Origin of the sequence: Vibrio eleionomae (assembly GCF_009874545.1) — a bacterium.
Taxonomy (GTDB): Bacteria; Pseudomonadota; Gammaproteobacteria; order Enterobacterales; family Vibrionaceae; genus Vibrio; species Vibrio nitrifigilis.
In genome coordinates this window covers 1-23,261 of sequence record NZ_WEKT01000067.1, presented here as the reverse complement: position 1 = coordinate 23,261, position 23,261 = coordinate 1, and the positions used below count along the sequence as shown (strand labels likewise).

Below are 23,261 nucleotides of genomic sequence, written 5' to 3'. Positions count from 1 at the left end.
GATTAATGCCATTGTGCGCGATGGTAATATCGTGATGCCGGCTTCTGTTATGCTGAATGGCGAATATGATGAGTCGGATGTCTACGCGGGGATTCCTGCTGTCATTACTCGTAATGGGATTAAAGAACTTGTGACATATCATCTTGAAGCATCGGAAGTTAAAGCGTTCAAACAATCCGTAAAAGTCTTAAAAGATGTCAATGCAAAGATGCTGGCAACACTGAAGTAACTATACCCAAGTAACCTCAAGATGCTGTTTCAGCGAGAATGTATTCGCTCTTAGGCAAGGCACTGATTTGAAGACATAGTCATTCTACGTNGAAAATNAGTAACACAGCCTAGGAGCGAATAAAACTCGCCCTTTGGGAGCTCATCAACAAACCTATTTCTACGCCCAATCACGTTAAAAGGGAATGACCATTCCTGCCGTGATTGAGCTTGACCTAGGCTCGTTGATGAAGCTCTGAATCNAGTAACACAGCCTAGGAGCGAATAAAACTCGCCCTTTGGGAGCTCATCAACAAACCTATTTCTACGCCCAATCACGTTAAAAGGGAATGACCATTCCTGCCGTGATTGAGCTTGACCTAGGCTCGTTGATGAAGCTCTGAATCCTGCATNTTGAGGTCATTTGGGTATACACATAACAATAAAAGGCGAAGTAATGATGTTACTTCGCCTTTTATTTTTAATATATAGAATTTGCGGGTTTTCGTCAGGTTTGCTAGATCTCTGTCATTATTGTGCAATAAATCACAATAAATTTAGTTAATATTACAACTGATAGTTTAAATAATTAAATTAATAAGGAATTGAAAAATATAATTTATTTTATAAACTGTGCAACATCTTGCTCACTAGGCAAGTTTTTACCTGCAGTGGTTCACCTTTATAATTTACCACTAATGATTTTTCGAATGGCTAACGTTCATGTTCTCCTATGTTGTGAGACGGATTTTTAACGCAGAATGACTAACTCAGTGCTTTTCCTAGCAGCGACGGCATTCGCGCTGAACCAGCATCTTGAAGTGATTTGAGCTTAACAATATAAATTGATGGATTGGATGATGTAATATCGCCTAGTTGTTATGTCATCCGGTCCTTCAATCCTTTCACTATGTTCGAATATCACGTGTTATTTTCGTGAGTAGTCATTGCCATCAATCTAATAGAAAAAATATTTATACGGAGTCATACCGAATGCTATCGGTTAACAGGGTTCGCGCTGCTTCTTGCTTATACCGCGCGATGACAATTACAGGAATATCCTTCATTTTGACAGGGTGCTTTGGCGATTCAGTGGCAGACCAAATTCGCTCCGAGCTGCAACATCATAGTGAATTTACGTTAAATGGTTGGAAGATAGCAGACTTAAGCCATCAATCGAATGGCTATCATGTCGTGATTTCAATGGGGCACAATGATGAGAATAGTTATAAAATGCTTTATAACACAACACGCTCTGAGCACGGGAGTGATAGGCTTTCACAAAGTGCTTCGTCGATGTATTTACAACGGCTGCGAGCTTTGTGCCCCGACGCAACAACTCCTGAGGGACGTCAGTTTTGGCAGAAATTAGATGAGCAAAAGTTTTTTGATATGAGTATACAGATTAAAAATTTTGCTAACGGTACTGTGGCCGAAACTTACTGTAAACGTCCGCCACGTATGAGTTTATAAGACCCGACCAAATGTTTAATCTAATGAATTATCTTCATGCTTGTTATTAATCATGGGACAGAAATAGCAAGTTGATCCCCTTTAATTTGTGTGACGTTGTCACTATAATTGGTGTTTAGAGTGACTTAATCAATTAATGTCGTGCAATACGCTTTGCTTCACATGCTCTGGTTTAGAGCATGTCTATACTTCCTAATGAGTGAGTTATCAAATGCCAATATGGTACGGAGGTAACGATGAGCTATTACAAGCATGGCATATCAATTGGCTTGATTCGCGTTAGAAGTGAGTTTTTGTTGTCAATAAAGGCGGTAGGGACATTAACCCACGATGATTACCAACGCGCAGCACCAATGCTTGAAGCTGCGACCATTAAAATTAACCAACCCAAAGTAAAGGTGTTGTTTGATGCCAGTGAATTTGCTGGGTGGGAGCTTCGCGCTGCATGGGATGAACTTAAATTGGGCTTAGAAGGTGGTGGCGCTTTTGATAAGGTCGCTGTCTATGCGAATCATGACTGGCAAGGCTGGGCATTAAAGATTGGTAGCTGGTTTTTAACTAATGGCGAGGCCCAATCATTTGAAACTTATGAACAGGCTGTAGATTGGTTACTTGATGATGAGCCTAATGTTTGATTATTCACGAGGAAATGGCAGTTTTTAGTAGATCTGGCTCCAAACTTTGAGCTGTCGTTTCCCTGTGCGCCTACCAATATCCGTTACCATATCTCTCCTAATAAAAGGCTAAAGCCTGTGATATTCGAATGCTTTAAATCGAATGGGTATGAGCAGGCTCAATACAAAAAGGATATTCAATGCGTCAATTGGTAGTAAGTGCTCACCATAGTGAAACGGTGACTCCAGGAAAAGAATTTGAAGTAGAAAGTGTCAGTCCATTAGAGCGATATCAAGCCGTGTTTGAAGATAATGGTGTGAATGGAACATTCTATCTAATGGATGAGAAAAAAGACGGTAATCCTATCGCCACTGCATTCGTTATTTATCGTCAAGATACCGCTCCTCAAGGCGAAGGTGAACTCTCTATTTTATGGGCGGCAGATGCAAGCAAAGTGGCATTACTGTATAACGGCATGGCTAAAGCATACTTTGATTTTTCAACCTATACTGGTACATGCCAATCGGAAGAGTGTGCAAGTGCGCGTTTTATTGAGTTTCATGAGTGGAACGAATCTTTTATGGACCACTTTCTTGGGTAATCGCTTAGCTCTTTAATCTTGAGTTATGGCTTCAAAATAAACACAAGGGCAGGTGATTCCTGCCCTTGTTTGTATTGCAAAGCTCCTATCAGGCATCCAACCAGACTTTCTCAGCGAACATATAGCCCATAAAGCTTCCAAGTGGATTGGTTCCGTAGCCTTTAAGGCGAGAATCAATACCATCAATTTTACTAATAAATATCGGGATACCAATTCCGCCTTTGTCGTGCACGATCGCTTGCATTTCACCATACATTTGCGCGCGTTTCGCATCGTCTGTTTCTTTGCGAGCATCCACCAGAAGTTTATCAAAATGAGTGTTTTTCCAATGTGATTCGTTCCAAGCGGCACTCGATAGGAAGAATTGTGAAAATATAATGTCGGCGCTTGGTCGCGCATTGACTGCCCCAAAGCTGACCGGATGTTTCGCCCAATGATTAGCCCAGTAACCATCCACCGATTTGGTTTGGACTTGCATTTTGATACCGACTTTTGCGGCTGATTGCTGCATTAATACCGCGATATCGACTGCTCCAGTCGCTGCTTCTGATGTCACCAATGGAATAGTGGCATTGGCAAAGCCCGCTTTTTTGATGAGAAATTTCGCTTTTTCTGGGTCAAATTCTGTTTGCGGAATATCAGGATTGAAATAACGCGCTCCTGGGGCAATAGGGGTATCGTTACCTACCGTGGCAAACCCCTGGAATATGGCCGACTTCATCTGATCTCTATCCATCAAGAGTTTCATCGCTTGCGTAAATTCAGGGCTTTTACCCGGCATTAAATCTTGGCGCATGATCAAATCGGTATAGCTACCCGAAGGCACGGGAATAAACTCATGGCCCGTACTCTGTTTAATTCGGTTGGTGGAGCGTGGATTGACTTCACTAATCACATGCACTTCACCAGAAAGCAGCGCGTTCACGCGTGAGGGTTCATCAGCAATAGCAAACAACACGACTTCATCGAGGTAGGGTAAACCGGGTTTCCAGTAGTTTTCATTTTTGGTCACCACGGTGCGAACGCCTGGCTGAAATTCCTTCACTTTAAATGGACCTGTACCAATGCCTTTGCTGAAATCGGTCGTATTGGCGGGCACGACCTGCATATTGGGTACTGCTAAGATAGCCGGAAAATCCGCGTTGGGGCCTTCTAATTCAACTCGCACCTCATATTTTCCTGCTTTGCTGATACTTGTCATCTGCTTGGCAAGCCCCATGACTTTAGACTGCGTGTTGGGGTCTAGATGGCGTTGCAGTGAAAAAACAACGTCGTCAGCGGTGAGCTCTTTTCCATCATGGAATTGCACGCCTTTACGCAACTTGATGTGCCAGATGGTGGCTTGATCGTTATCGATACTCTCTGCCAGTTCCAACTGGGGAACGAGCTTATCATCAAATTTAGTTAACCCGTTATAAGCCATGTATAAACGAGTATAGTCGGTTGAGAACGAACCTCGGGCTGGGTCTAAGGTGTCTGCGGTTGACATTGATAAGCTGGCGACTTTGATTGAACCGCCTGGTTTTCCTTTGGCTGTTGTGTCTTGAGCAAACACGTTAAAAGGCGTTAAAGAGCCACCTGTGGCGGCGAGTACAACCCCAGCGGCCCCTAAAGATTTCAATAATCGACGTCTTGAGCGGCCTTCTTGGGTCAAGCGTTCAAAATCCTGTATACACTGGTGACCCGTGATGATTTTTTTCTCGGTCATAATATAGTATCCTTTCTCTATTATGAGGGCTGACTTTACGTAATAATTGGAATTATCTTAGTGGAGGTAATCCTGCAGTTTGTAATAAGCGCCAACCATAGGTAAAAACCAAGGTTTTCCGTTGTAAGCAGGAATTGCTGGCCATTTTTCGTCACGCCAAGGGTTAGCGTCTGCATTTCCCCCCACCATTTGCGCCAGTTGTTGGCCCATATACGTTGACATTTGCACGCCGTGACCGCTAAAGCCCATTGAGTAGAACATGCCTTTACGTTGTCCCGCTTTAGGCAGGCGGTTAGGTGTCATGTCGATCAATCCGCCCCAGCAGTGGGAGGCTTTAACCCCAGCAAGTTCTGGAAACATGTCGGCCATCGTTTTCTCTAGCATTTTGCCACTGATGGCGTCGGATTCAGGGTTAGAAGACGCAAAGCGAACGCGACCGCCAAAGAGCAAACGATCTTCACCCATTACGCGGAAGTAGTTACCAATATTTTTACTGGTCACATAAGAGCGCTTATTAGGCATCAGCTCATCCATCAACTTAGCGTCAATTTTCTCCGTCAAAATAAGGAAACTGCCCACAGGAACGATTCGACGTCTAAACCAGCCTAATGGGCCGTACTGACTGATGCCGCTAGCACAGACAACGTCTTTTGCTGTCACTTTTCCTTTGGGGGTTTCTAAAGTGAATTGGCTGCCATTATTTTGAATTTTGGTCACAGGGCTTTGCTCGTAGATATGCGCGCCGTTATTGGTGGCGGCATTTGCGAGTCCAACGCCGAGTTTGCCAACATGAAGTTGGAAACCATTACGTTGGATCATGCCACCATAAAAGCGATCAGAAGCGATCTCTTTTTTTACTGCAGCTTTATCTAAGAACTCAACATTGGGATCGACTTCCTTTTTAACTAACTCGCAGGTATTGAAGATCTTTTCAGCGTGGTGCGGTTTGGATGCCAGTTTGAGTTTGCCACTTTCACGGACTTCACACTCGATATTTTCATCTTTAATCACTTTACGCAGTGAGTCGACAGCATCACAGTAAGCAAGGTAATAACGTTTGGCTCTATCCATGCCAATTTTTTTTGCCAGACCGCCAAAATCTTGCACCACGCCGCTACTGCATTGGCCGCCGTTTTGGCCGGATGCGTGTTCCATAATATTGGTGGCTTCAAATAGGGCGACTTTAGCGCCCTGTTTGGATAAATGATACGCAGCAGAAAGGCCGGTAAGCCCACCGCCAATAATGGCCACATCATAATGGCCATCTTCAAGTTGTTGAGAGCCTTGAGTGAACTCAGGCTTTGTATCGATCCAATAAGAAAGATTTTTCATGATGACACCTCACGTTTAGTCCAGTCCAAGCCAATCAGCGAGGGCATTGATATCAGAAAATTGATTGTATGAGTACGCAGCGTTTGCGGGTTGATCGTGACCACGAGCAATAAAGGCTTTGTTTTTGATGCCCATATCATCAGCAGGAAATAAGTCGTAACGGAAACTGGAAGAAACATGCAAGATCTCTTCTGGCTTACAGCCCAAGTTATCCAACATGTATTCAAATGCACCTAAGCGAGGTTTATAGACTTTCGCTTCTTCAGCGGTAAATACGCGATGGAACGGGGCGCCTAATTGCTCAACATTTTTCATGATTTGATCATCGGCAGCGTTGGAGTAAATGACCAATGGAAAAGCTTTTGCTAATCGTTGTAAGCCAGAGGGTACATCTGGGTGTGGGCCCCAGGTTGGTACGGCGTCGTAATATGCTTGGCCTTCTTCTTCTTTAAACTCTAGCCCCCAACGATTACAAGTACGTTGTAGAGCATTTTTTAACACCACGTCATAAGGTTGCCAGTTGTTCATCACTTCATCCAAACGATATTTATAAAAGTCGTGGAGGAATGAGGTCATTTTTTCTGGCGCGACGCGGTCTTTAAACATTTCACGGGCCATAATGCCAAACTGCATTTTGATAAGCGTGCCGTAACAATCAAACGTGATAAATTTCGGGGTAGGTACTGTCATCGTATTCATCCTTAAATCAACTAACAAATAAACCTGTAATTGAATTTCCATTACCAATTCATTACATCACAGTTGTACAAAAGATAACGTTTAAATGGCTTTGTCTGACGCATATGTTTGCTGTTTTATCTTTTTTCGCAGCAGTTAATATTGTTTATAAAATAAGCGAAATGACATTCTCACCTGATTAGAAAAAGGAGAGAGCGACTCATCCAATGAAAAAAGAGAGGAAATAGTGCAATTTTCTCGTCACACGCTGAGTGCTTTATTGTAAAGTGAGGGCTTCTTATATTTGCACCAACATGGAAGACCGTTGTGAGCTGGATTCTGTTTACCTTTCTTGCTGCCTTTAGCCAATCGTGGCGTAATGCATTTCAAAGCCGTCTAAGTCAACGAATTAATGTCGTTGGGGTGACGCTGGCTCGATTTATTTGGGCGTGGCCGCTGGCTCTGCTGTACTTAATCACCTTGTATCATTTTGAACCTGCGCCAATCCCCGTCGTCACTGTTGAATCGACACTCTATGTATTAGGCGCGGCGATCATCCAAATTGTTGCAACCGCTTTGATGGTTGTGCTGTTTAAGCAGAAAAACTACGCGATTGGAGCTGGGCTAGCTAAAAGTGAAGCGCCAGTGTCTGCGTTTTTGGGCGTCCTGTTTTTTGGCACATCTTTAAGCGTTATCGGTTGGGGCGGTGTTTTCGTGGGGGCTATCGCGGTATTTTTATTAAGTTGCAGAAATGGTATTCGCAGTATATCGCTATCCACCGCATTACTGGGTCTTGCTTGCAGCACTTCGTTTGCCTTAGCGTCACTTTGGATTCGTCAAGCGAGCCTCAGTTTACATTTGCCTTTTCCTCATCGCGCCGCATGGGTGTTGTTTTTGGTAATTTCATTACAAACGATCATGTTGACAATATATTTGGCATTAAGAGATCAACAAACGCTGCGCGACATGTTTGCGCGCCCTAAGCTTGTTGTAATGACAAGTCTGGCAAGCTTTATTGGATCATTTGGTTGGTTTAGCGCAATGTCACTAGAGGCCGTGCCTTATGTGAAAACATTAGGCCAAGTCGAAGTCTTTTTTACCATGTTGATTTCGGTCTTTTGGCTTAAAGAGAAAGTGAAAGTACGAGATGTCACAGCGTTAGTATTGATTGCTGTGGCCGCCATCTTAGTTATGTGGCAATAACGGATGAATAAGATTTTAGAGAGAGTTGGATGATAAAATGACAGTATTAGTACCCATGACAGCAGCGGAATTTGCGCCATTTCGTCAAGTTTCCAGCGAAGAATACGCCCGAGAAAACGTAGAATCGGGTCGATGGCTCGAAGAAGGATCGCTTGAGCGCGCCTTTAATGAAATCGATAAACTATTGCCACAGAGAGAGAACACTAAGAACCATAAGTTATTTACCATTACCTGTTCAATAACAGGTAAACCGGCAGGGAATATTTGGGTGTTCATTGACCCTGAGATAGCCACCGCCTTTATTTATAATCTAGAAATCCTCCCAGAGTTTCGCCGTCAGGGACTAGCACAACAAGCGTTGCGTGAGATTGACGATGTGGCTAAGGCCTGCGGTGCGAAAAAGATTGGTCTGCATGTTTTCCAGCAAAACAGCAAGGCTCAAGCTCTGTATAAAAAGATGGGTTATGCCGTGCTTAGCATAAATATGGGCAAATCCCTTGAAGGTTAGACTAACCGTTCTTTTTGAATCTGTTACATGCTGCACCTAGCTAGGCGCAGCAAGTATTTTCGCTTAAAGGTGACCGCTTTCTTTTGTTAACCGCGTGCGCAATTGAGCGGCAGGAATCGGTGGTGAGTAGTAATACCCTTGAATTAACTGACATTGACGTTTCGCCATAAAGTCGAGTTGTTGTTTGGTTTCAACACCTTCAACAACAATCGATAAACCTAGGTCTTGGGCCATCGAGATAATCGTTGACGTCAGTTTGCATTGTTCGATGTCGTTTGGAATATCCGTGATGAAACTGCGATCGATCTTTAGCGTGTCCCACGGCATACGTGATAGGTACGATAGTGAAGAATAGCCGGTGCCAAAGTCATCAATGGCTAAGCCAACACCTAGCTGTTTGATGTGATTAAGCAAAGGTAACACTTCTTCTTCTCGCTCAATATACGCAGATTCTGTCAATTCTAATTGTAAATGGCGACTTGGGAACTGACTGACTTTGAGAGCATTGCCCAGTGCGTTCATAAACTGACCAAATCTGAGCTGGTATGCAGAGACATTAACGGATAGCTTAATTGGTCGATAACCTTCTTTTATCCACTGTGCACCATCTAAACAGGCTTGCTCCAAAACATAATCGCCTAAAGCTTCAATTAAGCCCGTTTCCTCAGCAACAGGAATAAATTCTCCAGGGGAGACCCAACCTAACTCATTATCATGCCAACGAGCTAACGCTTCTACACCAAGCAAGTCATGGGTATCAGGTGTATATTGCGGCTGGTAGTAGACCTCAATCTCACCTTGTTTTAGTGCGATTTTTAATTTAGCACTTAACGTTAATTTGCGGATCGTTTCGATGGTGAGACGTTCTTCATATAAACCAAATGATCCGCGCAACGTTCTTTTTGCTTCATACAAAGCGGCATCAGCCTCTTGAAGAAGGTCTCGCGCTTCATTAGAGCTTTGAGTCGATGCGCCTATTGTCGCTGAGATAAAGACTTCAGTTTGTTCACCAAACACGATCACTTTTTTTAATACATCTTGAATATGATGAATGAGCTTAGTGATGATTTGTTCGTCTTTAGTATTCACTAAAATGGCAAATTCATCGCCACCGGTACGGCACAATGTTGCAATGATATCGGGGAACTGGTTATGGATTGAACTTAAACGCTCAGAAACGGCCGTTAATATGGTGTCACCCGCACCATGGCCATAGCTATCATTAATATCTTTAAAATGGTCTAGATCGACAACTAATAATCCTGCATCAGAATACTGGACTTGTGCCAGCTGTTCATCCAGTACTCTGCGATTCGGTAAGCCCGTTAATTGGTCGTGCAATGCGAGGTGGTTCAATTTCTCTCTCGCTTGCTTTTGTGCATCGATATTGACTAAAGAGATAACGAACGTCTCTTCATTACTGATCTCTGAGGTGACTTTACTCACCGACATAATCCCCTGATGGGCGAATTGTCTGCCGTAAGAGACTTCATTTTTCCAACGGTCGGTCAGTAGCTCTGATTTACTTAGCGGTTCGCCTTGAAATCGAAACAGCGTATTCACTTTTAAATTATGTAATGCCTTAGGAGAAAACAAATTGAGTTTGTGATGAAACGCGGGATTGGCTTGGAGCAATTTGCCATTTTTATCGACGAAGGCGAGGCCTTGGTTCGAATTGTTATAAATCGTGGCGGCTTTCTCTAAACCGTATTCTTTCTCTTGCATATCTGCCATCAATTGCTGACTGGTTTTAAGCAGCACAGGCCATTTGAAATCGCTAGATTCCAGATAGCTAATGAAAGATTGACGTTTGAACACGGCAAAGAGGAGAAGAGGAATACTAAAACAACTCGCGGTTAAAACCTTGCCTTCTAATCCTCCGAACACAATGTCGATGATCGATGAAGAAAACCCGAAGGCCAGCAAAGGAAAGACAATGCCGTCGATACATAAGATAGTAATAAATGACGCGACATACACAATCATTGTCAGGGAAGGCGATAACGGCCAGCGTTTTACTTTATCGAAAAAAAACAGCAGCGTAAGTAGTTCTAAAATAATCAGAAAACCACCCAGTATAATAAACGGAGTGGAAATATCGAATAATGCCGCAGGGGTGTTATGCGGGTTGATGATACCTGGATGACGCAGTGAATAAGTCACAAGTGTTGAAAATAGGACATTAAACAAATCGACAAAGATAACCAGTCGGACAAGGTGCCTTAATATAAACAGATCGCGCTCTACCCAGACAAATAGCACCGACGACATCATAAAGGCGCCATAGCAAAGGTTTCCGCCTGAAACATTGATATGATCATTAATCGGTAATGAGTAAACATTGCCAAAAAATCCACCAATCAATAAAACAAGCGCGATATACAGGTAGTAAGAAACCTTCCTAAGTGGTCCATCTAATGTGGTGAAATAGAGTGGAAAAACCGAGAAAAGGGCAATTTGTAAGGTGAAAAGTCCAAACATAAAGTCGAGTGTTAGCCAAAATGGAAGTTGCATTCTACACATCAATATGAAAATAAGCACTGACTAATTAACAATGTAACCATTGAGTTTATGTGGTAAGAGTTAGAGCTTATTCACCATCAGCACAAGTCACGTTCAATCACCGAAAGAATGGCCATTACCTTTCAATGAGATAGCTACAGCATGGTGGTTTTTACATCGTATTTCTGCGACAAATTGCGGTGTTATTACTTAATTTACTCATTTTGAATCAAAGCAATTATTTTTAATTTTGCCTTACGACAGCTTACTAATAATGAACTATTGTTATAAAACAAAGCGATATTTGTATTGGTTCATATGTGCGTAATTACTCGCAGACGTCAATAGTGGACAGGGTTTAACAGTTTACTAAGGGATAGGGTTATGTGGTTTGGTCAAAAAAAGGAAACGGATGAAGAAGCAACAAATCGTTTAGCTCAAGAGATGCTTGTTTATGAACTCGAAGCCATTGTTGCGCATACTGCATTTATTGAATTTGAACCGAATGGCACGATTCAACATGCAAATGATCTGTTTCTCAAAGCGTCTGGTTATCGATTAGATGAAATTGTTGGCAAACATCACCGCATTTTTTGTGATGAGAAATATAGTTCAACCAATGAATATCGTGAGTTCTGGCGCCACCTTGCCGCTGGAGAAGCTCACAGTGGGACTTTCAAGCGGTTTCGCAAAGACGGTCAACCAATATACCTTGAAGCAAACTACTTTCCTGTAAAAGATGCTGGAGGGAGCGTCGTTAAAATAATCAAAATATGCTCTGATGTTACACAAGTGACCGAAAAAGCTAATGCGGAGCGAGCTGTTTTAACAGCGTTGGACCGTACTCAAGCCGTGATCGAGTTTCTTCCTGATGGTACGATTTTGAATGCCAACCAAAACTTTCTTGATACCGTGGGCTACACCTTAGAAGCAATAAAAGGTAAACATCATAAGATGTTTTGCTTTCCAGAGTATTATGTCGAGAATCCAGACTTCTGGCATGTGCTACAAAATGGTGAGCCTATGACGGGGCGGTTTAAACGTAAAAATGCCAATGGTGCCGTTATTTGGCTGGAAGCGACTTATAATCCAATCAAAAATTCTCGTGGTGAAGTCTATAAAGTGATTAAGTTCGCCAGTGATATTACCGAACGAGAAAATCTCACGATGCAAGCAGTCGAAATGGCGGCGGCAATTTCTGAAGAAACATCCGCTATTACTGCTTCTGCGGTTAAAGTTCTTCATGATGCCGTCAAGACGTCGCATAAAGTTGCCGATCAGGTTAAGGGCGCGAGTCACCTTGGCAATGAGTTAATGGAACAATCCAAAAGCATTAATGAAATTGTTACGACAATCAATGGTATTGCAGGACAAACCAACTTACTCGCACTAAATGCCGCGATTGAAGCTGCTCGAGCTGGAGAAACGGGGCGCGGATTTGCAGTGGTAGCTGATGAAGTGCGAACATTAGCGTCTCGTACCTCTGCTGCAACAGATGAAATTACCAATGTCGTTGAGGAAAATACGCGTCTTATCAGCCAGATGCATAGCAATTTAGATTCAGTCAATCATGTTGCTCTAGAAGGAGAGGATAGTATTCATACTGTTCAACATGGTTTAGAAGATGTCAGCCAAGGTGTTGCTCGGTTTGTTAGCATCGTTGACCAATTACGTTCTTAATTCTTGTGAAAGTGCCCGCCAAATTGTGTTCCCTTGCTAGAGAGTGTGAAAGTAAGGGAGCGCTCTCGCTCTCAACCCGCTCCATGTCCTCAAATCGTCATATTTTCGTTTTATCCTTCAATGACATTCATGTGTTATTCAGCAAAAAAAGATATTGATAAAAATATATATACCCTTCTGGGTTAACCGTGTAGGATGCAGCCAATTATCTAAGAGTTCGTATTAACGCTAACGCATGCTATTAAACCGTATTTAGGTACACCTAAGTCACTTCAATGAAGCTTTGAATCCTGCATTTTGAGGTCGTTTGGGTATATAATGCCCGGCTTTATAATCGCATGGATGCAGTTTACGGCTGTTACAGGCTCGCTCTGTCTTATGATCAATAAGATTCCGGCCAATGAGAGAACGAATAAGAGTAACCATTATGAGACGACTCGTAATGATGTAGAGGAGTGAATAATGCTGCGATTTTTTAATATTCAAAATGGCATGATTACTGCCATGCCGACTGATGACTGCAGCGATATCAGCGATTTTGTAGAACAAGCACAATGGATCGATGCCCATGATCCTACAGAAGATGAACGTGCTCTGATTAGTTCTTTATTGAGAATTTCACTACCAGAATCGAACGATGTAGAAGAAATTGAAACATCGGCGCGATGTTTTATCGATCAGTCTGGTATTCATGTTCACTCGCTATTCTTGTCGCCATCAGAAGGGCGACATAACACAGTGACTGTCGCATGTATTTTGCAGAATCAACGTCTGATTACTATGCGTGATGGTGATGTTGCCGATTTCCGGTTATTACGCTTACGTGCCCGTCGCGGCCAAGTCCATTGTAATAATATCGATAATTTATTGGTCACTTTGCTAGAGCAGAAAGTGGAAAATCACGCTGATATCCTCGAAGACATTCATCGCCAATTAGAAAAAGTCAGTCACGATGTATTGGAAAGTGAAGAGTCGGATCTAGAAGAGTGTATTAGTCGCCTTGCAAAGCTCGAAGATAGTAACGGAAAAGTGCGTTTGTGTTTGATGGATACACAGAGAACTATCTCATTTTTATTACGTAAGTTGAAATCACGTAATGAACATCGAGAAACGCTCAATGAGGTGAGCCACGATATTGAAGCATTGATGTCTCATACGACTTTTCTGTTTGATAAAATAAACTTCTTGATGGATTCAACGCAAGGTTTTATCAATATTGAACAGAATCAGATCATCAAAATATTCTCTATCGCGTCTGTGGTTTTCCTACCCCCGACAGTGATCGCCAGTATTTATGGGATGAACTTCAATTTCATGCCCGAGCTTCACTGGGCTGGTGGCTATCCGTTTGCGTTGGGTCTGATGTTAGCATCCGGCTTTGCTCCTTATTTCTATTTCAAACGTAAAGGATGGCTTTGAAGAACAACGCCAATCCTTTTCCCATATAAACAGTCCTTGCTTATTCAGCAGGGACTTATTTTTGACTAAGGCTCGTTTAAATAGTTGATAAAGCACTCGCAGTATTAGTAAGCGCTTTTTCACTATCATCGTGATTATTTGTCAAAAAACTCAGGCATTGTTTGCGCGACATTTTTAACTGACTGGATAAATTGATGCAACGAGGTATGGTGACGCGTGTTGGTTGGATAAGCAAACCCGTAGGGATAGCGAATTTGCGGTTCAAAAGGTCTAGTGACAACGCCATTTTTGACCCACACTCGCGCAGCGAAAGGTTCTAATACGCCGACCGCAAGACCCGAGGCTATCATGGCGTAGCCGGTGTGCGAGGTATCGATATAGAGATTTTTGCTCAATTCAGCGCGAACAGAATCGGTCGCTTGTTCAAGATGGTTCCAATACTTAGGGTAAGAGTCTAATACCGTGAGTACTTCTTGCCCTTTCAAATCGCTTGCCGTGATCACCTCTTTATCTAATAACGGATGTCCTTCTTTCGCTGCAAAAACATAGCGAGCGTTACCGATAAATTCTTGCTCAATCCCAACTAATTGTGGCAGTTGTAAGCCGACGGCGAGATCGACTGAATTAGTCTGCAGCTTGGTGACCATTTCTGACAGACTGTAGGTCAAAATGACGACGCGTTCATCAGGGTAAAATTTCTTATGCTCTTTGAGAGCCATTGGCACTAAAGAACTGGCAATGGCGGAAGTGACCGCAATGCGCAGTTCTCTTGGGGTACGAGTACGAATGTTATTGGCAACCGATTCGAGCTTTTCTAACCCCAAAAAACTCTCTTCAACCGATCTGAAAAATTCAGCAGCATCATCGGTGGGGTAAAGTCGCCCTTTACGCCTTTCAAAAAGCATAAAACCCAGTGAGTCTTCTAAATCACTGATGAGTCGACTTACTGCCGGTTGAGTAACATGCATTTCACTGGCTGCGGCAGCAGTGGTACCTCGTAACATGATGTAGCGAAAGGCTTCGATTTGGCGAAACTTCATAGCAATCCTTGCCGGTTCTTGAAAACTCTCTACCATTTTTTAACGGTAAGAATTTAATGGATTAACCATAACATTTAGTTATCAACTATGCATTAATATAAGTTGATTACATTGCCAAATCTTTTCATGATGGATGTCAGACATAACCTTTGGTAGACGTTAAACCACAAAAGAGAATGAACGGACGTCATTTTCGTTGGTTTGCAACAAAGTGTTTACCGAACTGATCAAGGATGAACAGGTGGCAGACGTAACTCAATCCGCAATTCTTTCTGTAAAGAACCTCTCCGTCTCTTTTGGTGAATCACAGGTAATTAGCAATTTAAGCTTTGATGTGACGCCGGGGCGGACTCTCGCAATTGTGGGGGAATCGGGTTCAGGAAAATCCGTCACTTCTCAATCGATCATGCGTTTGGCTGATATCGGTGGCGCTCGCTATACCTCTGGAAAAATTCTTTATACTAATCAGGCTAATACGCTCGATTTGCTCGCGTTGTCTCAAGAGCAAATGCTCCGGGTACGTGGCAAAGAGATTTCGATGATCTTTCAAGAGCCAATGACCTCGCTAAACCCAGTGTTTACCATCGGTGATCAGCTGAGTGAAGCGCTCCTGCTACATGAAAAACTGACTAAAGCCGAAGCCATGGCTGAAAGTGAGCGTTTATTGGAATTGGTGCGCATGCCAGATGCTCATGACATGTTAGCGCGCTATCCGCATCAACTGTCGGGTGGTATGCGCCAGCGCGTTATGATTGCTATGGCCCTAGCATGTAAGCCTAAAGTGCTGATTGCTGATGAACCCACCACGGCACTGGATGTGACCATTCAAGCCCAGATTCTGTCTATTATTGCTGACCTGCAAAAGTCGCTGAATATGGCGGTGATTTTCATTACTCATGACATGGGCGTGGTCGCTGAAATCGCTGATGATGTGGTGGTGATGTGGCAAGGGAATAAGGTCGAGCAGGGTGAAGTGAAGCAACTGTTTGCCGCACCAAAACACCCTTATACCCAAGCGCTATTGTCGGCTGTGCCTAAATTAGGCAGTATGGTTGGACGCGCAAATCCCTATCAATTTCCGGTGACAGTGATGCGCGATAACCAGCTGGTGAGTATCGGTGCAGAAGTGGAGCAAAACACGGCTCGCTACGATCAAGAGCCGCTGTTGCAAGTCAATGACTTGGTCACTCAGTTTATTACCAAGAAAAACTTCTGGGGACGTGCAACCCATAAAGTGCACGCAGTTGAAAGTGTGAGTTTCAATATTTATCCTGGAGAAACGCTGTCACTGGTGGGCGAATCGGGCTCTGGCAAATCCACTATTGGCCGCACGATTCAGCAGCTTCAACAGGCAACGAGCGGTTCAATTTGCTTTGAAGGGCGACAGCTCGACCGCTTATCCCCGCAAGAGCAGCATCGTTTAAAACGCGATGTGCAATACATTTTTCAAGACCCGTTCGCTTCGCTGGATCCGCGTAAAACCGTCGGTTTTTCCATCGCCGAACCGATTCGCACGCACCACTTGATCCGTGATGAGAAAGCGATTCAAGCACGAGTGGCGCAGCTACTGGAACGAGTCGGCTTACAAGCGGAACATGCCAAACGCTATCCCCACGAGTTTTCGGGTGGGCAAAGGCAACGTATCTGTATCGCACGGGCATTGGCTTCTGAGCCGAAGTTAATTATCGCAGATGAAGCGCTCTCTGCGCTGGATGTGTCGATTCAAGCGCAGATCATCAATCTATTTATGGAGTTACAGCAAGAATTTGGTATTGCCTATCTCTTTATCAGCCACGATATGGCGGTCGTAGAGAAGATGAGCCACCGCGTTGCTGTGCTCTATTTAGGACAAATCGTTGAATTAGGTAAACGTGCACAAGTGTTTGATTCACCCACGCATCCTTACACGCAAAAGCTGCTATCCGCCGTTCCGGTTGCCGACCCGACTCAACGTAAACAACATCTTTTGATCAATGGTGATATTCCAAGTCCTGTGCATGAAGTGGGCTATCAACCACCCCAGCTAGAGTATACGCAGGTGAGTGAAGGGCACTATGTTGCTGGCGTTCCAAAGGATGGGGCGTTTTACAATTTACAAAATGGAGAGTATTTCAATGATGAAGCAAAAACAATGGCTTAAGTGCTTTGCACTGGCAGCGGGCGTGACCTTTTCCTCCATGTCGATGGCGGCGGGTACACTGACCGTTTCTTCACCACAAGATCCCGGCAGCTGGGACCCGATAGACACGTTTTTAGTGAACTGGGCATCGGTTGCCACCAATATGTACGATGGTTTGACCTATCGCGGCCCAGACCTAAAGTTAAAGCCAGCACTGGCGACCTCGTGGAAAATCTCCGATGACGGCAAGAAAATCCGCTTTGCTTTGCGTAAAGGCGTCACTTTCCATGATGGCGAACCTTTTAACGCCAACGCGGTGAAATTTACCTTTGATCGTCTGCTAGGTGATGAAGGCAAAAAGGGCCCACAACGTTCTAACTATTCAGCCATCGACCATGTTGCTGTAGTGGATGACTACACGGTGGATTTCTTCCTTAAAGCGGCTGATCCTGTTCTGCTAACTAAATTGGCAGGTTATGGCGCGATGATCGTGCCGCCAAAATATATCCAAGAGAAAGGGGAAGAGTATTTTAATACTCACCCTGTGGGTACTGGCCCATTTGAATTTGAGTCGTATCAGCCTAAAGTCGGCATCACGCTAAAAGCATATCCGAACTTCTGGGGTGATAAAGCGAAACTCTCAGAGCTTAAATATCGCTTTATTTCTGAACCATCGACGGCGGTAGCAGAGCTGCAATCGGGTCGCGTGGATATGGTGATTCCGCCAACCATTCCGATTGCGATGATCCCAACCATTAAAAACGATTCTAAGCTGAAGATTATGTCGGCGACCAGCCCAACGGTGTATGCCTTACGTTTTAACACCAAAAATGGCATTACCAAAGATGAGCGTGTACGTAAGGCGCTGATTTATGGTGTTGATCGCCAAGCGATCATCGATTCGATTTTAGGTGGTCAAGCCGAAGCCATTGCCAGTTTCCAAAGTGCCATTTCATTTGGTAACGACCCGAAAATGAAGTCGCTACCGTATGATCCAACCAAAGCGCAGCAGCTACTGAAAGCCGCAGGCGTGAAACCGGGCGCGCAAGTGCAAATCGATATTCGTGGTAACAACGCGACCTTCAATGAAGTGGCTCAAGCGGTGGCAAGTTATCTACAAATCATCGGCTTAAAAGCCATCATCAAGCCTTACGAAACCAACGTACTGCTGAATGACATTGTACCTGCTGGTAAAACGGGCGCGATGTTCCAACAGTCGTGGGGGGGGTGGACGCTGGATTACGACAACACTGCATACTTTATGTATCACTCTGGTGAAAAATGGAACCCATACGATAGCGATCCTAAGTTAGACCAGATGTTGGAAGCGCAGCGTTCAGTGACCGACCAAGCCAAACGTCTCTCTATGCTGCAAGAGATTGCGCACTACACTGCTGATCGTGCACTTGAGATGCCTTTGTACAGTGAAAACGCCATCTTTGGTGTGGCCAAGCGCGTGAAAAACTTTACTCCTGTTCCTGATAGCCGTTTACGCTTGAATGACGTGACAGTTGAGTAAACTTCCATGCAGCTTTGCCAGCGCAAAGCTGCACTTTTTAGGTAAAGATTGTACGTAAGGACACGTCATGACTCATTTTTTGCTTAAGCGGTTGCTTCAAGCGGTCTTTGTCTTGTTTGCGATTACCTTGATCGTTTCCTACGCCATTCGTCTGACTGGCGACCCAGCGCTGATGCTCACTCAAGGAGCGGGTAGCGTGACAGAGGCCGATCTGGCTTTGATTCGTGAATCTCTCGGTCTTAATCAACCGTTTTGGGTGCAATATGGCCACTTCGTTTTAGGAATTTTTTCGGGAGATTTAGGGCGCAGCTTTATGGGCCAAACGCCAGTGAGCCAATTGATTGGGCTCTCATTTCCTGCCACGGTGTCGCTCGCTTTTGCGGTTATGCTGGTCTCGATCGCCATTTCAATTCCTCTAGGGATCAAGGCGGCGGTCTCGAAAGGCAAATGGGCTGACCAACTGATCCGCATCACTTCCCTGATTGGTCTATCGTTTCCCAATTTCTGGTTAGCACTGATGATGGTGCTGGTGTTTTCTATCTCCCTCAAATGGTTGCCGCCAAGTGGGATGGATGGCTTGGCAAGCTTTATCATGCCAGCGGTGACCATGGCGATTATTCTTACCGCAACCAATGTGCGCTTGGTGCGCTCATCGATGCTAGAAACGCTGCAATCGCAATACATTATGGTGGCGCGTGCTAAAGGGCTTAGTGAAAGCAAAGTGCTGTATAAACACGCCCTGCGTAACTGCGCGATTCCGCTGATTACCTATTTCGGTCTGCAATTTGGCGGTTTGCTGGGCGGTATTGTAGTCATTGAAAAAGTCTTCAACTGGCCAGGGTTAGGTACTCTTGCTTTCGATGCGGTGAGTAGCCGCGACTATCCGGTGCTACAAGCGGTCATTACGGTGCTTTCTATGCTGATTGTTGGCATCAACTTATTGGTCGATATCGCTTACGGCCTCATCGACCCACGAATTAGAACGGAGTAATGACGATGACAACCAATATTCTTCGTTCACCACGATTATCTCGTTATCTCTGCTTAGAGTTTGTCCTCGGTATGCTATTAACCGTCGGGATGATTGTGATGGTATTGTTGTCCGATGTGATTTTCCAAGGGGCAGCAGACAAAATCAATTTAATGGCGAGATTGCTTGCGCCTTTCTCCCATCCTGAACATCTGTTAGGGACAGACCCTCTAGGGCGCGACGTGTTTGCTCGCGTTATTTCTGGTGGTGCCGTCTCATTAGAAGTGGGCTTTATTTCCGTATTGGGCGCGGTGGTGTTTGGTGTGGTGATGGGGCTTATTTCAGGCTATTTTCGCGGCTTTTGGGATGTGATTGTGATGCGGTTTGCCGATATTCAGTTGGCGATGCCGTTTATTCTTCTCGCGATCACCTTTATCGCCATCGTTGGCGGTGGGTTAACCAACATGATCATCCTGCTGATTATTTCACAATGGGTGCAATACGCGCGTTTAGTACGCGGTTCCGTGCTGTCGCTACGAGATCGTGAATACATTCAAGCGGCACAAGCCATTGGGGTGAGTCACTTTAAAATCCTCTTTCAACATTTGCTGCCGAACTTAATTGGCCCAGTTATCGTGCTCATGACCCTCAATGTTGCCAACAACATTTTGTTAGAAAGTAGCTTAACGTTCCTTGGGTTAGGTGTTGACCCTCTTACTCCAAGTTGGGGCGGCATGTTAGCCGATGGTAGAACGTATATCCAAACTGCATGGTGGGTGAGCGTGTTCCCAGGTTTGGCGATTTTATTAACAGTATTAGGTTTAAATTTATTGGGTGACTGGTTACGCGACCTGTTAGATCCAACAGGGAGAACGTCACGATGAAACCCATCTTAAAAGCAACCATTGCCAGTACCTTGGCAGAACTGATTGAACAGTACAGCGCACAAGCGCATCGCCCGAAAAAGCTGGAAGCGTGGGTGTTTGCCGACCTTGCTACACGCCAAGAAGCAGAGCGCGCTATGGCTGAATTTGGCATTGAAGCGAAAGTACGCAGTGCGTATAAACCGCTGGTGCATTACTTTTGGGAAGAGTTCTGTTTGGATGAACGCTTTGCAGTATCAGAAGATCTGGTGCGCGTTGAGATTCGTTATCCAATCTGTGCGCCTGCATCAGATAAGCGCTTTTTACTCGAAGCCTATCCACTGGCGGGATTGATTGACCCAAGTAAACTTGACTTTACTCCGGGTACGCAAGCCGACTGTTATGAGCTTGAGATTTATCGCACCTCCGCGGATGGGGCTGAACCGGCGACGGTTAGCGAGAATGTCAGTGTCTTTGTGCCCAATCATACCTATGTTAATGCCACCCAAGATAGCGTATTAACGCCAACGGGTTGGGTAAAAGCGTACAACCATGTCGATGAATTGGAGCGTGATGAACGCTTAGCGACAGATTTTGAGCGTTGCTTTAGCCAAATGATCGATGCTGTGACGAGCTATGAATGGCCAACTCAGTCACCCTATTTTAAGCAGCTACAACTTAAAGTGCAGGTGCCAGTAGAAGATGAGTTGGTTGGTTATGCTCATGAAGTGATTAGCCTTAAAGAGGCGTTGCATGAAGATCTCTACTTCTCTATCCAAGAGTGGTTTAAGTTCAAAGAAGGCAAAGCACTGACAGCAAGAGACAGTCAACCGGGGCAAATCGTGCCGCTGATCACCGCTTCCCCTGACAGTGATTATCACCTTGAGATGACGTTAGCCGATTACTCGCTGGTGGATGTTGATGTTACTGATGAAGAGTCTGCGTTGGATGTCGCGGCTAAGCCGATGAGCATGACCATGGTGCAGCAGCACTTAGCCACCGTTGCTGGTGAGGCGTTAGCAGTCGACACCCCAACCGGACGCCAAGTGGAAGCCAAGTATAAACGCGGCAAGGATCAAGCGGTGCTGATTTGCGGTGGTCAACATGCGAATGAAACTACTGGCGTGGTTGGAGCGTTGCGGGCTGCGAAAGTGCTTGAGCAGCAAGCGGAAAGTCACTTTGTGGTTGTGCCAATGAGCAACCCTGATGGATACGCACTTCATCAGCAATACATTCAAGATAATCCTTTGCATATGCATCACGCCGCCCGTTATACCGCCTTGGGGGATGACCTTGAATATCGCACTGTTGAACCGCTTTATGAAAAAGGGATGCGTAAACAAGCCAAACAGTTAAGTGGTGCGAATTTGCATATCAACTTACATGGTTATCCAAGTCATGAATGGACGCGGCCATTATCTGGCTACGTGCCGACTGGGTTTGATATGTGGACAATCCCGAAAGGCTTTTTCTTGGTGGTACGGCATCTCAACGATCCTCAGTGGGCGCGGTTGGCTGAGCAATTTATCGAGCAAGTGACCTTAAAACTTAATGTCTATCCTGAAGTCATGGCGATGAATCAGGCGCAGATCGATGTGTATCAAATTCATGCAGGTGAAACTGGATTTAGGATGATCAACGGATATCCGTGTCTGATTTCAGCAGTCGAAGAGGCTGATTATCCATTGCAACTCATCACTGAATACCCGGATGAAACCATTTACGGTGACGATTTTATCGCAGGGCATAAGGTGCAACAGGCGACTGTATTAGCGGCTTATGAAGTCTACCAAACACTTTTTAATCGTTAAAAATGAGTAAGGCGATATTAATATCGCCTTTTATTCAATGAGTTAATCTGTATTACCATGCATGCTATTGTCATAAATAGTGACTTGATTTCGTCCCTGTTTTTTAGATTGGTACATTGCGTTGTCGGAACGGGTTAATAAGAATTTGTTATCAGTGTCGGTGGGTTGAAATTGGGTAATCCCAACACTAATGGTGGTATGTACTTGAGTATTCTCATCAAGGATACAGACATTGTTATCTACCGCTTCTCGTAACCTTTCCGCTATTTCGTATGCTTGATCTTGGTCGGCATCATGGAGAATGATGGCAAATTCTTCACCACCAATACGGCCGAAGATATCATGCTTTCTAAGCTCTTCCTGACATGTTTTGGTGACATGAGTAATGACTTGGTCGCCGATGACATGGCCAAAGTTGTCGTTGACCAATTTAAAACGATCGATATCGAGCATAAGAAAACTGGTATTCATACCGAATATTTGGAAACTCTCCACCTTATCAGAAAGGCAATTCATAAATGCTCTTCGGTTTAGGATCCCTGTTAAAGTATCGATCTCTGATAATTGCCGAAGTTTTTGTTCCAAGTGGTGTTTTTCAGTGATATTACGAGCGTTCCAAATAACAACCTGTTCACCAGAATCCAATGTAAATGGCTTTAATATGCTTTCTATTCATAGTTCTGGTGATGATGATAAATAGGGTAAATCTTGCAATTGTTGTTGGTTAAATTGATAGGAAATTCGTTGCGTTTTTTGGCTAGAGAGGGCTGTTTGAATTGTTTTAAGAAACAAATCAGCGAGTGTTGTTGGCATTACATCGTGCAATGATTGACCAACATATGCTTTGCAGTCAAATCCTATCCCATTCTCATGTCCACCAAATACATCGACATATTTTCCTTCAGAATTGAAGATGAATACGTGATCAGGTGAAGAATCAAGGATTCTAAAGTATTGATCTGATGAGAATGCCTGTGACATATATTTATTCCAATATGAATACAATAACAAAC

At 44.2% G+C, this 23,261-nt stretch carries 19 protein-coding genes and 2 pseudogenes; 14 read left to right on the top strand and 7 right to left on the bottom strand.

Annotated features, from left to right (window positions below; translation table 11 throughout):
- The 4 genes and pseudogenes from F9817_RS21295 to F9817_RS21280 form a co-directional block, all read left to right on the top strand.
- A pseudogene (locus tag F9817_RS21295) lies at positions 1 to 229 on the top strand (hypothetical protein); the annotation flags it as partial.
- Between the two features lie 971 nt (positions 230 to 1,200).
- Positions 1,201 to 1,680, top strand: a complete 480-nt coding sequence (locus tag F9817_RS21290) for a hypothetical protein (protein WP_161158214.1) — start codon at positions 1,201 to 1,203, stop codon at positions 1,678 to 1,680.
- A gap of 236 nt (positions 1,681 to 1,916) precedes the next feature.
- Positions 1,917 to 2,315: a SpoIIAA family protein gene (locus F9817_RS21285; protein ID WP_161158213.1), complete on the top strand. Its 399-nt coding sequence runs from the start codon at positions 1,917 to 1,919 to the stop codon at positions 2,313 to 2,315.
- A gap of 179 nt (positions 2,316 to 2,494) precedes the next feature.
- Positions 2,495 to 2,896, top strand: coding sequence for a DUF2251 domain-containing protein (locus F9817_RS21280; protein WP_161158212.1), 402 nt, complete (start codon positions 2,495 to 2,497; stop codon positions 2,894 to 2,896).
- Between the two features lie 88 nt (positions 2,897 to 2,984).
- On the opposite strand, the gene F9817_RS21275 is transcribed toward F9817_RS21280, so the two are convergent.
- From F9817_RS21275 to F9817_RS21265, 3 genes are read right to left on the bottom strand one after another with little or no spacing between them, the layout of a single operon-like run.
- Positions 2,985 to 4,604: an ABC transporter substrate-binding protein gene (locus tag F9817_RS21275; protein WP_161158211.1), complete on the bottom strand. Its 1,620-nt coding sequence runs from the start codon at positions 4,602 to 4,604 to the stop codon at positions 2,985 to 2,987.
- Between the two features lie 57 nt (positions 4,605 to 4,661).
- Entirely contained in the window at positions 4,662 to 5,936 is a 1,275-nt protein-coding gene (locus F9817_RS21270) for an NAD(P)/FAD-dependent oxidoreductase (protein ID WP_161158210.1), read from the bottom strand.
- Between the two features lie 15 nt (positions 5,937 to 5,951).
- The gene (locus F9817_RS21265) at positions 5,952 to 6,626 is read right to left on the bottom strand and encodes a haloacid dehalogenase type II (protein WP_161158209.1); all 675 of its coding nucleotides are present in this window, start codon (positions 6,624 to 6,626) and stop codon (positions 5,952 to 5,954) included.
- A 315-nt stretch (positions 6,627 to 6,941) separates the two neighbouring features.
- On the opposite strand from F9817_RS21265, the gene F9817_RS21260 reads away from it, so the two are divergent.
- Both F9817_RS21260 and F9817_RS21255 read left to right on the top strand, forming a co-directional pair.
- The gene (locus F9817_RS21260; RefSeq protein WP_161158208.1) at positions 6,942 to 7,817 is read left to right on the top strand and encodes an EamA family transporter; all 876 of its coding nucleotides are present in this window, start codon (positions 6,942 to 6,944) and stop codon (positions 7,815 to 7,817) included.
- Between the two features lie 37 nt (positions 7,818 to 7,854).
- Complete coding sequence (locus F9817_RS21255; protein WP_161158207.1) at positions 7,855 to 8,325, top strand: GNAT family N-acetyltransferase; 471 nt, start codon at positions 7,855 to 7,857, stop codon at positions 8,323 to 8,325.
- Positions 8,326 to 8,388: 63 nt separating this feature from the next.
- Here the strand turns inward: F9817_RS21255 and F9817_RS21250 are convergent, their stop codons facing one another.
- Positions 8,389 to 10,839, bottom strand: a complete 2,451-nt coding sequence (locus F9817_RS21250) for a putative bifunctional diguanylate cyclase/phosphodiesterase (protein WP_161158206.1) — start codon at positions 10,837 to 10,839, stop codon at positions 8,389 to 8,391.
- Between the two features lie 372 nt (positions 10,840 to 11,211).
- On the opposite strand from F9817_RS21250, the pseudogene F9817_RS24575 reads away from it, so the two are divergent.
- The 3 genes and pseudogenes from F9817_RS24575 to corA all read left to right on the top strand — a co-directional run.
- Positions 11,212 to 11,979: pseudogene (locus F9817_RS24575) on the top strand (PAS domain-containing protein); the annotation flags it as partial.
- A gap of 15 nt (positions 11,980 to 11,994) precedes the next feature.
- Positions 11,995 to 12,507, top strand: a complete 513-nt coding sequence (locus tag F9817_RS24570) for a methyl-accepting chemotaxis protein (protein ID WP_427916727.1) — start codon at positions 11,995 to 11,997, stop codon at positions 12,505 to 12,507.
- Positions 12,508 to 12,969: 462 nt separating this feature from the next.
- The gene (corA, locus tag F9817_RS21240; RefSeq protein WP_161158204.1) at positions 12,970 to 13,926 is read left to right on the top strand and encodes a magnesium/cobalt transporter CorA; all 957 of its coding nucleotides are present in this window, start codon (positions 12,970 to 12,972) and stop codon (positions 13,924 to 13,926) included.
- Between the two features lie 134 nt (positions 13,927 to 14,060).
- On the opposite strand, the gene F9817_RS21235 is transcribed toward corA, so the two are convergent.
- The gene (locus F9817_RS21235) at positions 14,061 to 14,966 is read right to left on the bottom strand and encodes a LysR family transcriptional regulator (RefSeq protein WP_161158203.1); all 906 of its coding nucleotides are present in this window, start codon (positions 14,964 to 14,966) and stop codon (positions 14,061 to 14,063) included.
- 241 nt (positions 14,967 to 15,207) lie between these two features.
- Between F9817_RS21235 and F9817_RS21230 the strand changes: the two genes are divergently transcribed.
- The 5 genes from F9817_RS21230 (at position 15,208) to F9817_RS21210 (ending at position 22,248) form a co-directional block, all read left to right on the top strand.
- Positions 15,208 to 17,106 (top strand): dipeptide ABC transporter ATP-binding protein, encoded by a 1,899-nt coding sequence (locus tag F9817_RS21230; protein ID WP_161158202.1) that lies wholly within the window; start codon positions 15,208 to 15,210, stop codon positions 17,104 to 17,106.
- The gene (locus F9817_RS21225) at positions 17,081 to 18,604 is read left to right on the top strand and encodes an ABC transporter substrate-binding protein (protein ID WP_161158201.1); all 1,524 of its coding nucleotides are present in this window, start codon (positions 17,081 to 17,083) and stop codon (positions 18,602 to 18,604) included. Before F9817_RS21230 ends, F9817_RS21225 begins: the two co-directional genes overlap by 26 nt.
- Before the next feature lie 67 nt (positions 18,605 to 18,671).
- Entirely contained in the window at positions 18,672 to 19,595 is a 924-nt protein-coding gene (locus F9817_RS21220) for an ABC transporter permease (protein ID WP_161158200.1), read from the top strand.
- A gap of 5 nt (positions 19,596 to 19,600) precedes the next feature.
- Positions 19,601 to 20,458, top strand: a complete 858-nt coding sequence (locus tag F9817_RS21215) for an ABC transporter permease (RefSeq protein ID WP_161158199.1) — start codon at positions 19,601 to 19,603, stop codon at positions 20,456 to 20,458.
- Positions 20,455 to 22,248 carry a M14 family zinc carboxypeptidase gene (locus F9817_RS21210; RefSeq protein ID WP_161158198.1) on the top strand — a complete coding sequence of 598 codons (1,794 nt, stop codon included), beginning with the start codon at positions 20,455 to 20,457 and terminating at the stop codon, positions 22,246 to 22,248. The genes F9817_RS21215 and F9817_RS21210 overlap by 4 nt, the downstream gene beginning before the upstream one ends.
- 42 nt (positions 22,249 to 22,290) lie before the next feature.
- Here F9817_RS21210 and F9817_RS21205 read toward each other — a convergent pair whose 3' ends face one another.
- A complete protein-coding gene (locus tag F9817_RS21205; RefSeq protein WP_272918875.1) occupies positions 22,291 to 22,833 on the bottom strand; it encodes a GGDEF domain-containing protein in 543 nt (180 codons plus the stop codon).
- Between the two features lie 87 nt (positions 22,834 to 22,920).
- Positions 22,921 to 23,261: PAS domain S-box protein (locus F9817_RS21200; protein ID WP_237476315.1), on the bottom strand; the 341-nt coding region annotated here is incomplete at its 5' end.

What these genes read in the sequence shown, in the direction of transcription:
- F9817_RS21290 (WP_161158214.1), top strand. Translation starts at nt 1,201, where the DNA reads ATGCTATCGGTTAACAGGGTTCGCGCTGCTTCTTGCTTATACCGCGCG.
- F9817_RS21285 (WP_161158213.1), top strand. Translation starts at nt 1,917, where the DNA reads ATGAGCTATTACAAGCATGGCATATCAATTGGCTTGATTCGCGTTAGA.
- F9817_RS21280 (WP_161158212.1), top strand. Translation starts at nt 2,495, where the DNA reads ATGCGTCAATTGGTAGTAAGTGCTCACCATAGTGAAACGGTGACTCCA.
- F9817_RS21275 (WP_161158211.1), bottom strand. Translation starts at nt 4,604, where the DNA reads ATGACCGAGAAAAAAATCATCACGGGTCACCAGTGTATACAGGATTTT.
- F9817_RS21270 (WP_161158210.1), bottom strand. Translation starts at nt 5,936, where the DNA reads ATGAAAAATCTTTCTTATTGGATCGATACAAAGCCTGAGTTCACTCAA.
- F9817_RS21265 (WP_161158209.1), bottom strand. Translation starts at nt 6,626, where the DNA reads ATGACAGTACCTACCCCGAAATTTATCACGTTTGATTGTTACGGCACG.
- F9817_RS21255 (WP_161158207.1), top strand. Translation starts at nt 7,855, where the DNA reads ATGACAGTATTAGTACCCATGACAGCAGCGGAATTTGCGCCATTTCGT.
- F9817_RS21250 (WP_161158206.1), bottom strand. Translation starts at nt 10,839, where the DNA reads ATGCAACTTCCATTTTGGCTAACACTCGACTTTATGTTTGGACTTTTC.
- F9817_RS24570 (WP_427916727.1), top strand. Translation starts at nt 11,995, where the DNA reads ATGCAAGCAGTCGAAATGGCGGCGGCAATTTCTGAAGAAACATCCGCT.
- corA (WP_161158204.1), top strand. Translation starts at nt 12,970, where the DNA reads ATGCTGCGATTTTTTAATATTCAAAATGGCATGATTACTGCCATGCCG.
- F9817_RS21235 (WP_161158203.1), bottom strand. Translation starts at nt 14,966, where the DNA reads ATGAAGTTTCGCCAAATCGAAGCCTTTCGCTACATCATGTTACGAGGT.
- F9817_RS21225 (WP_161158201.1), top strand. Translation starts at nt 17,081, where the DNA reads ATGATGAAGCAAAAACAATGGCTTAAGTGCTTTGCACTGGCAGCGGGC.
- F9817_RS21220 (WP_161158200.1), top strand. Translation starts at nt 18,672, where the DNA reads ATGACTCATTTTTTGCTTAAGCGGTTGCTTCAAGCGGTCTTTGTCTTG.
- F9817_RS21215 (WP_161158199.1), top strand. Translation starts at nt 19,601, where the DNA reads ATGACAACCAATATTCTTCGTTCACCACGATTATCTCGTTATCTCTGC.
- F9817_RS21210 (WP_161158198.1), top strand. Translation starts at nt 20,455, where the DNA reads ATGAAACCCATCTTAAAAGCAACCATTGCCAGTACCTTGGCAGAACTG.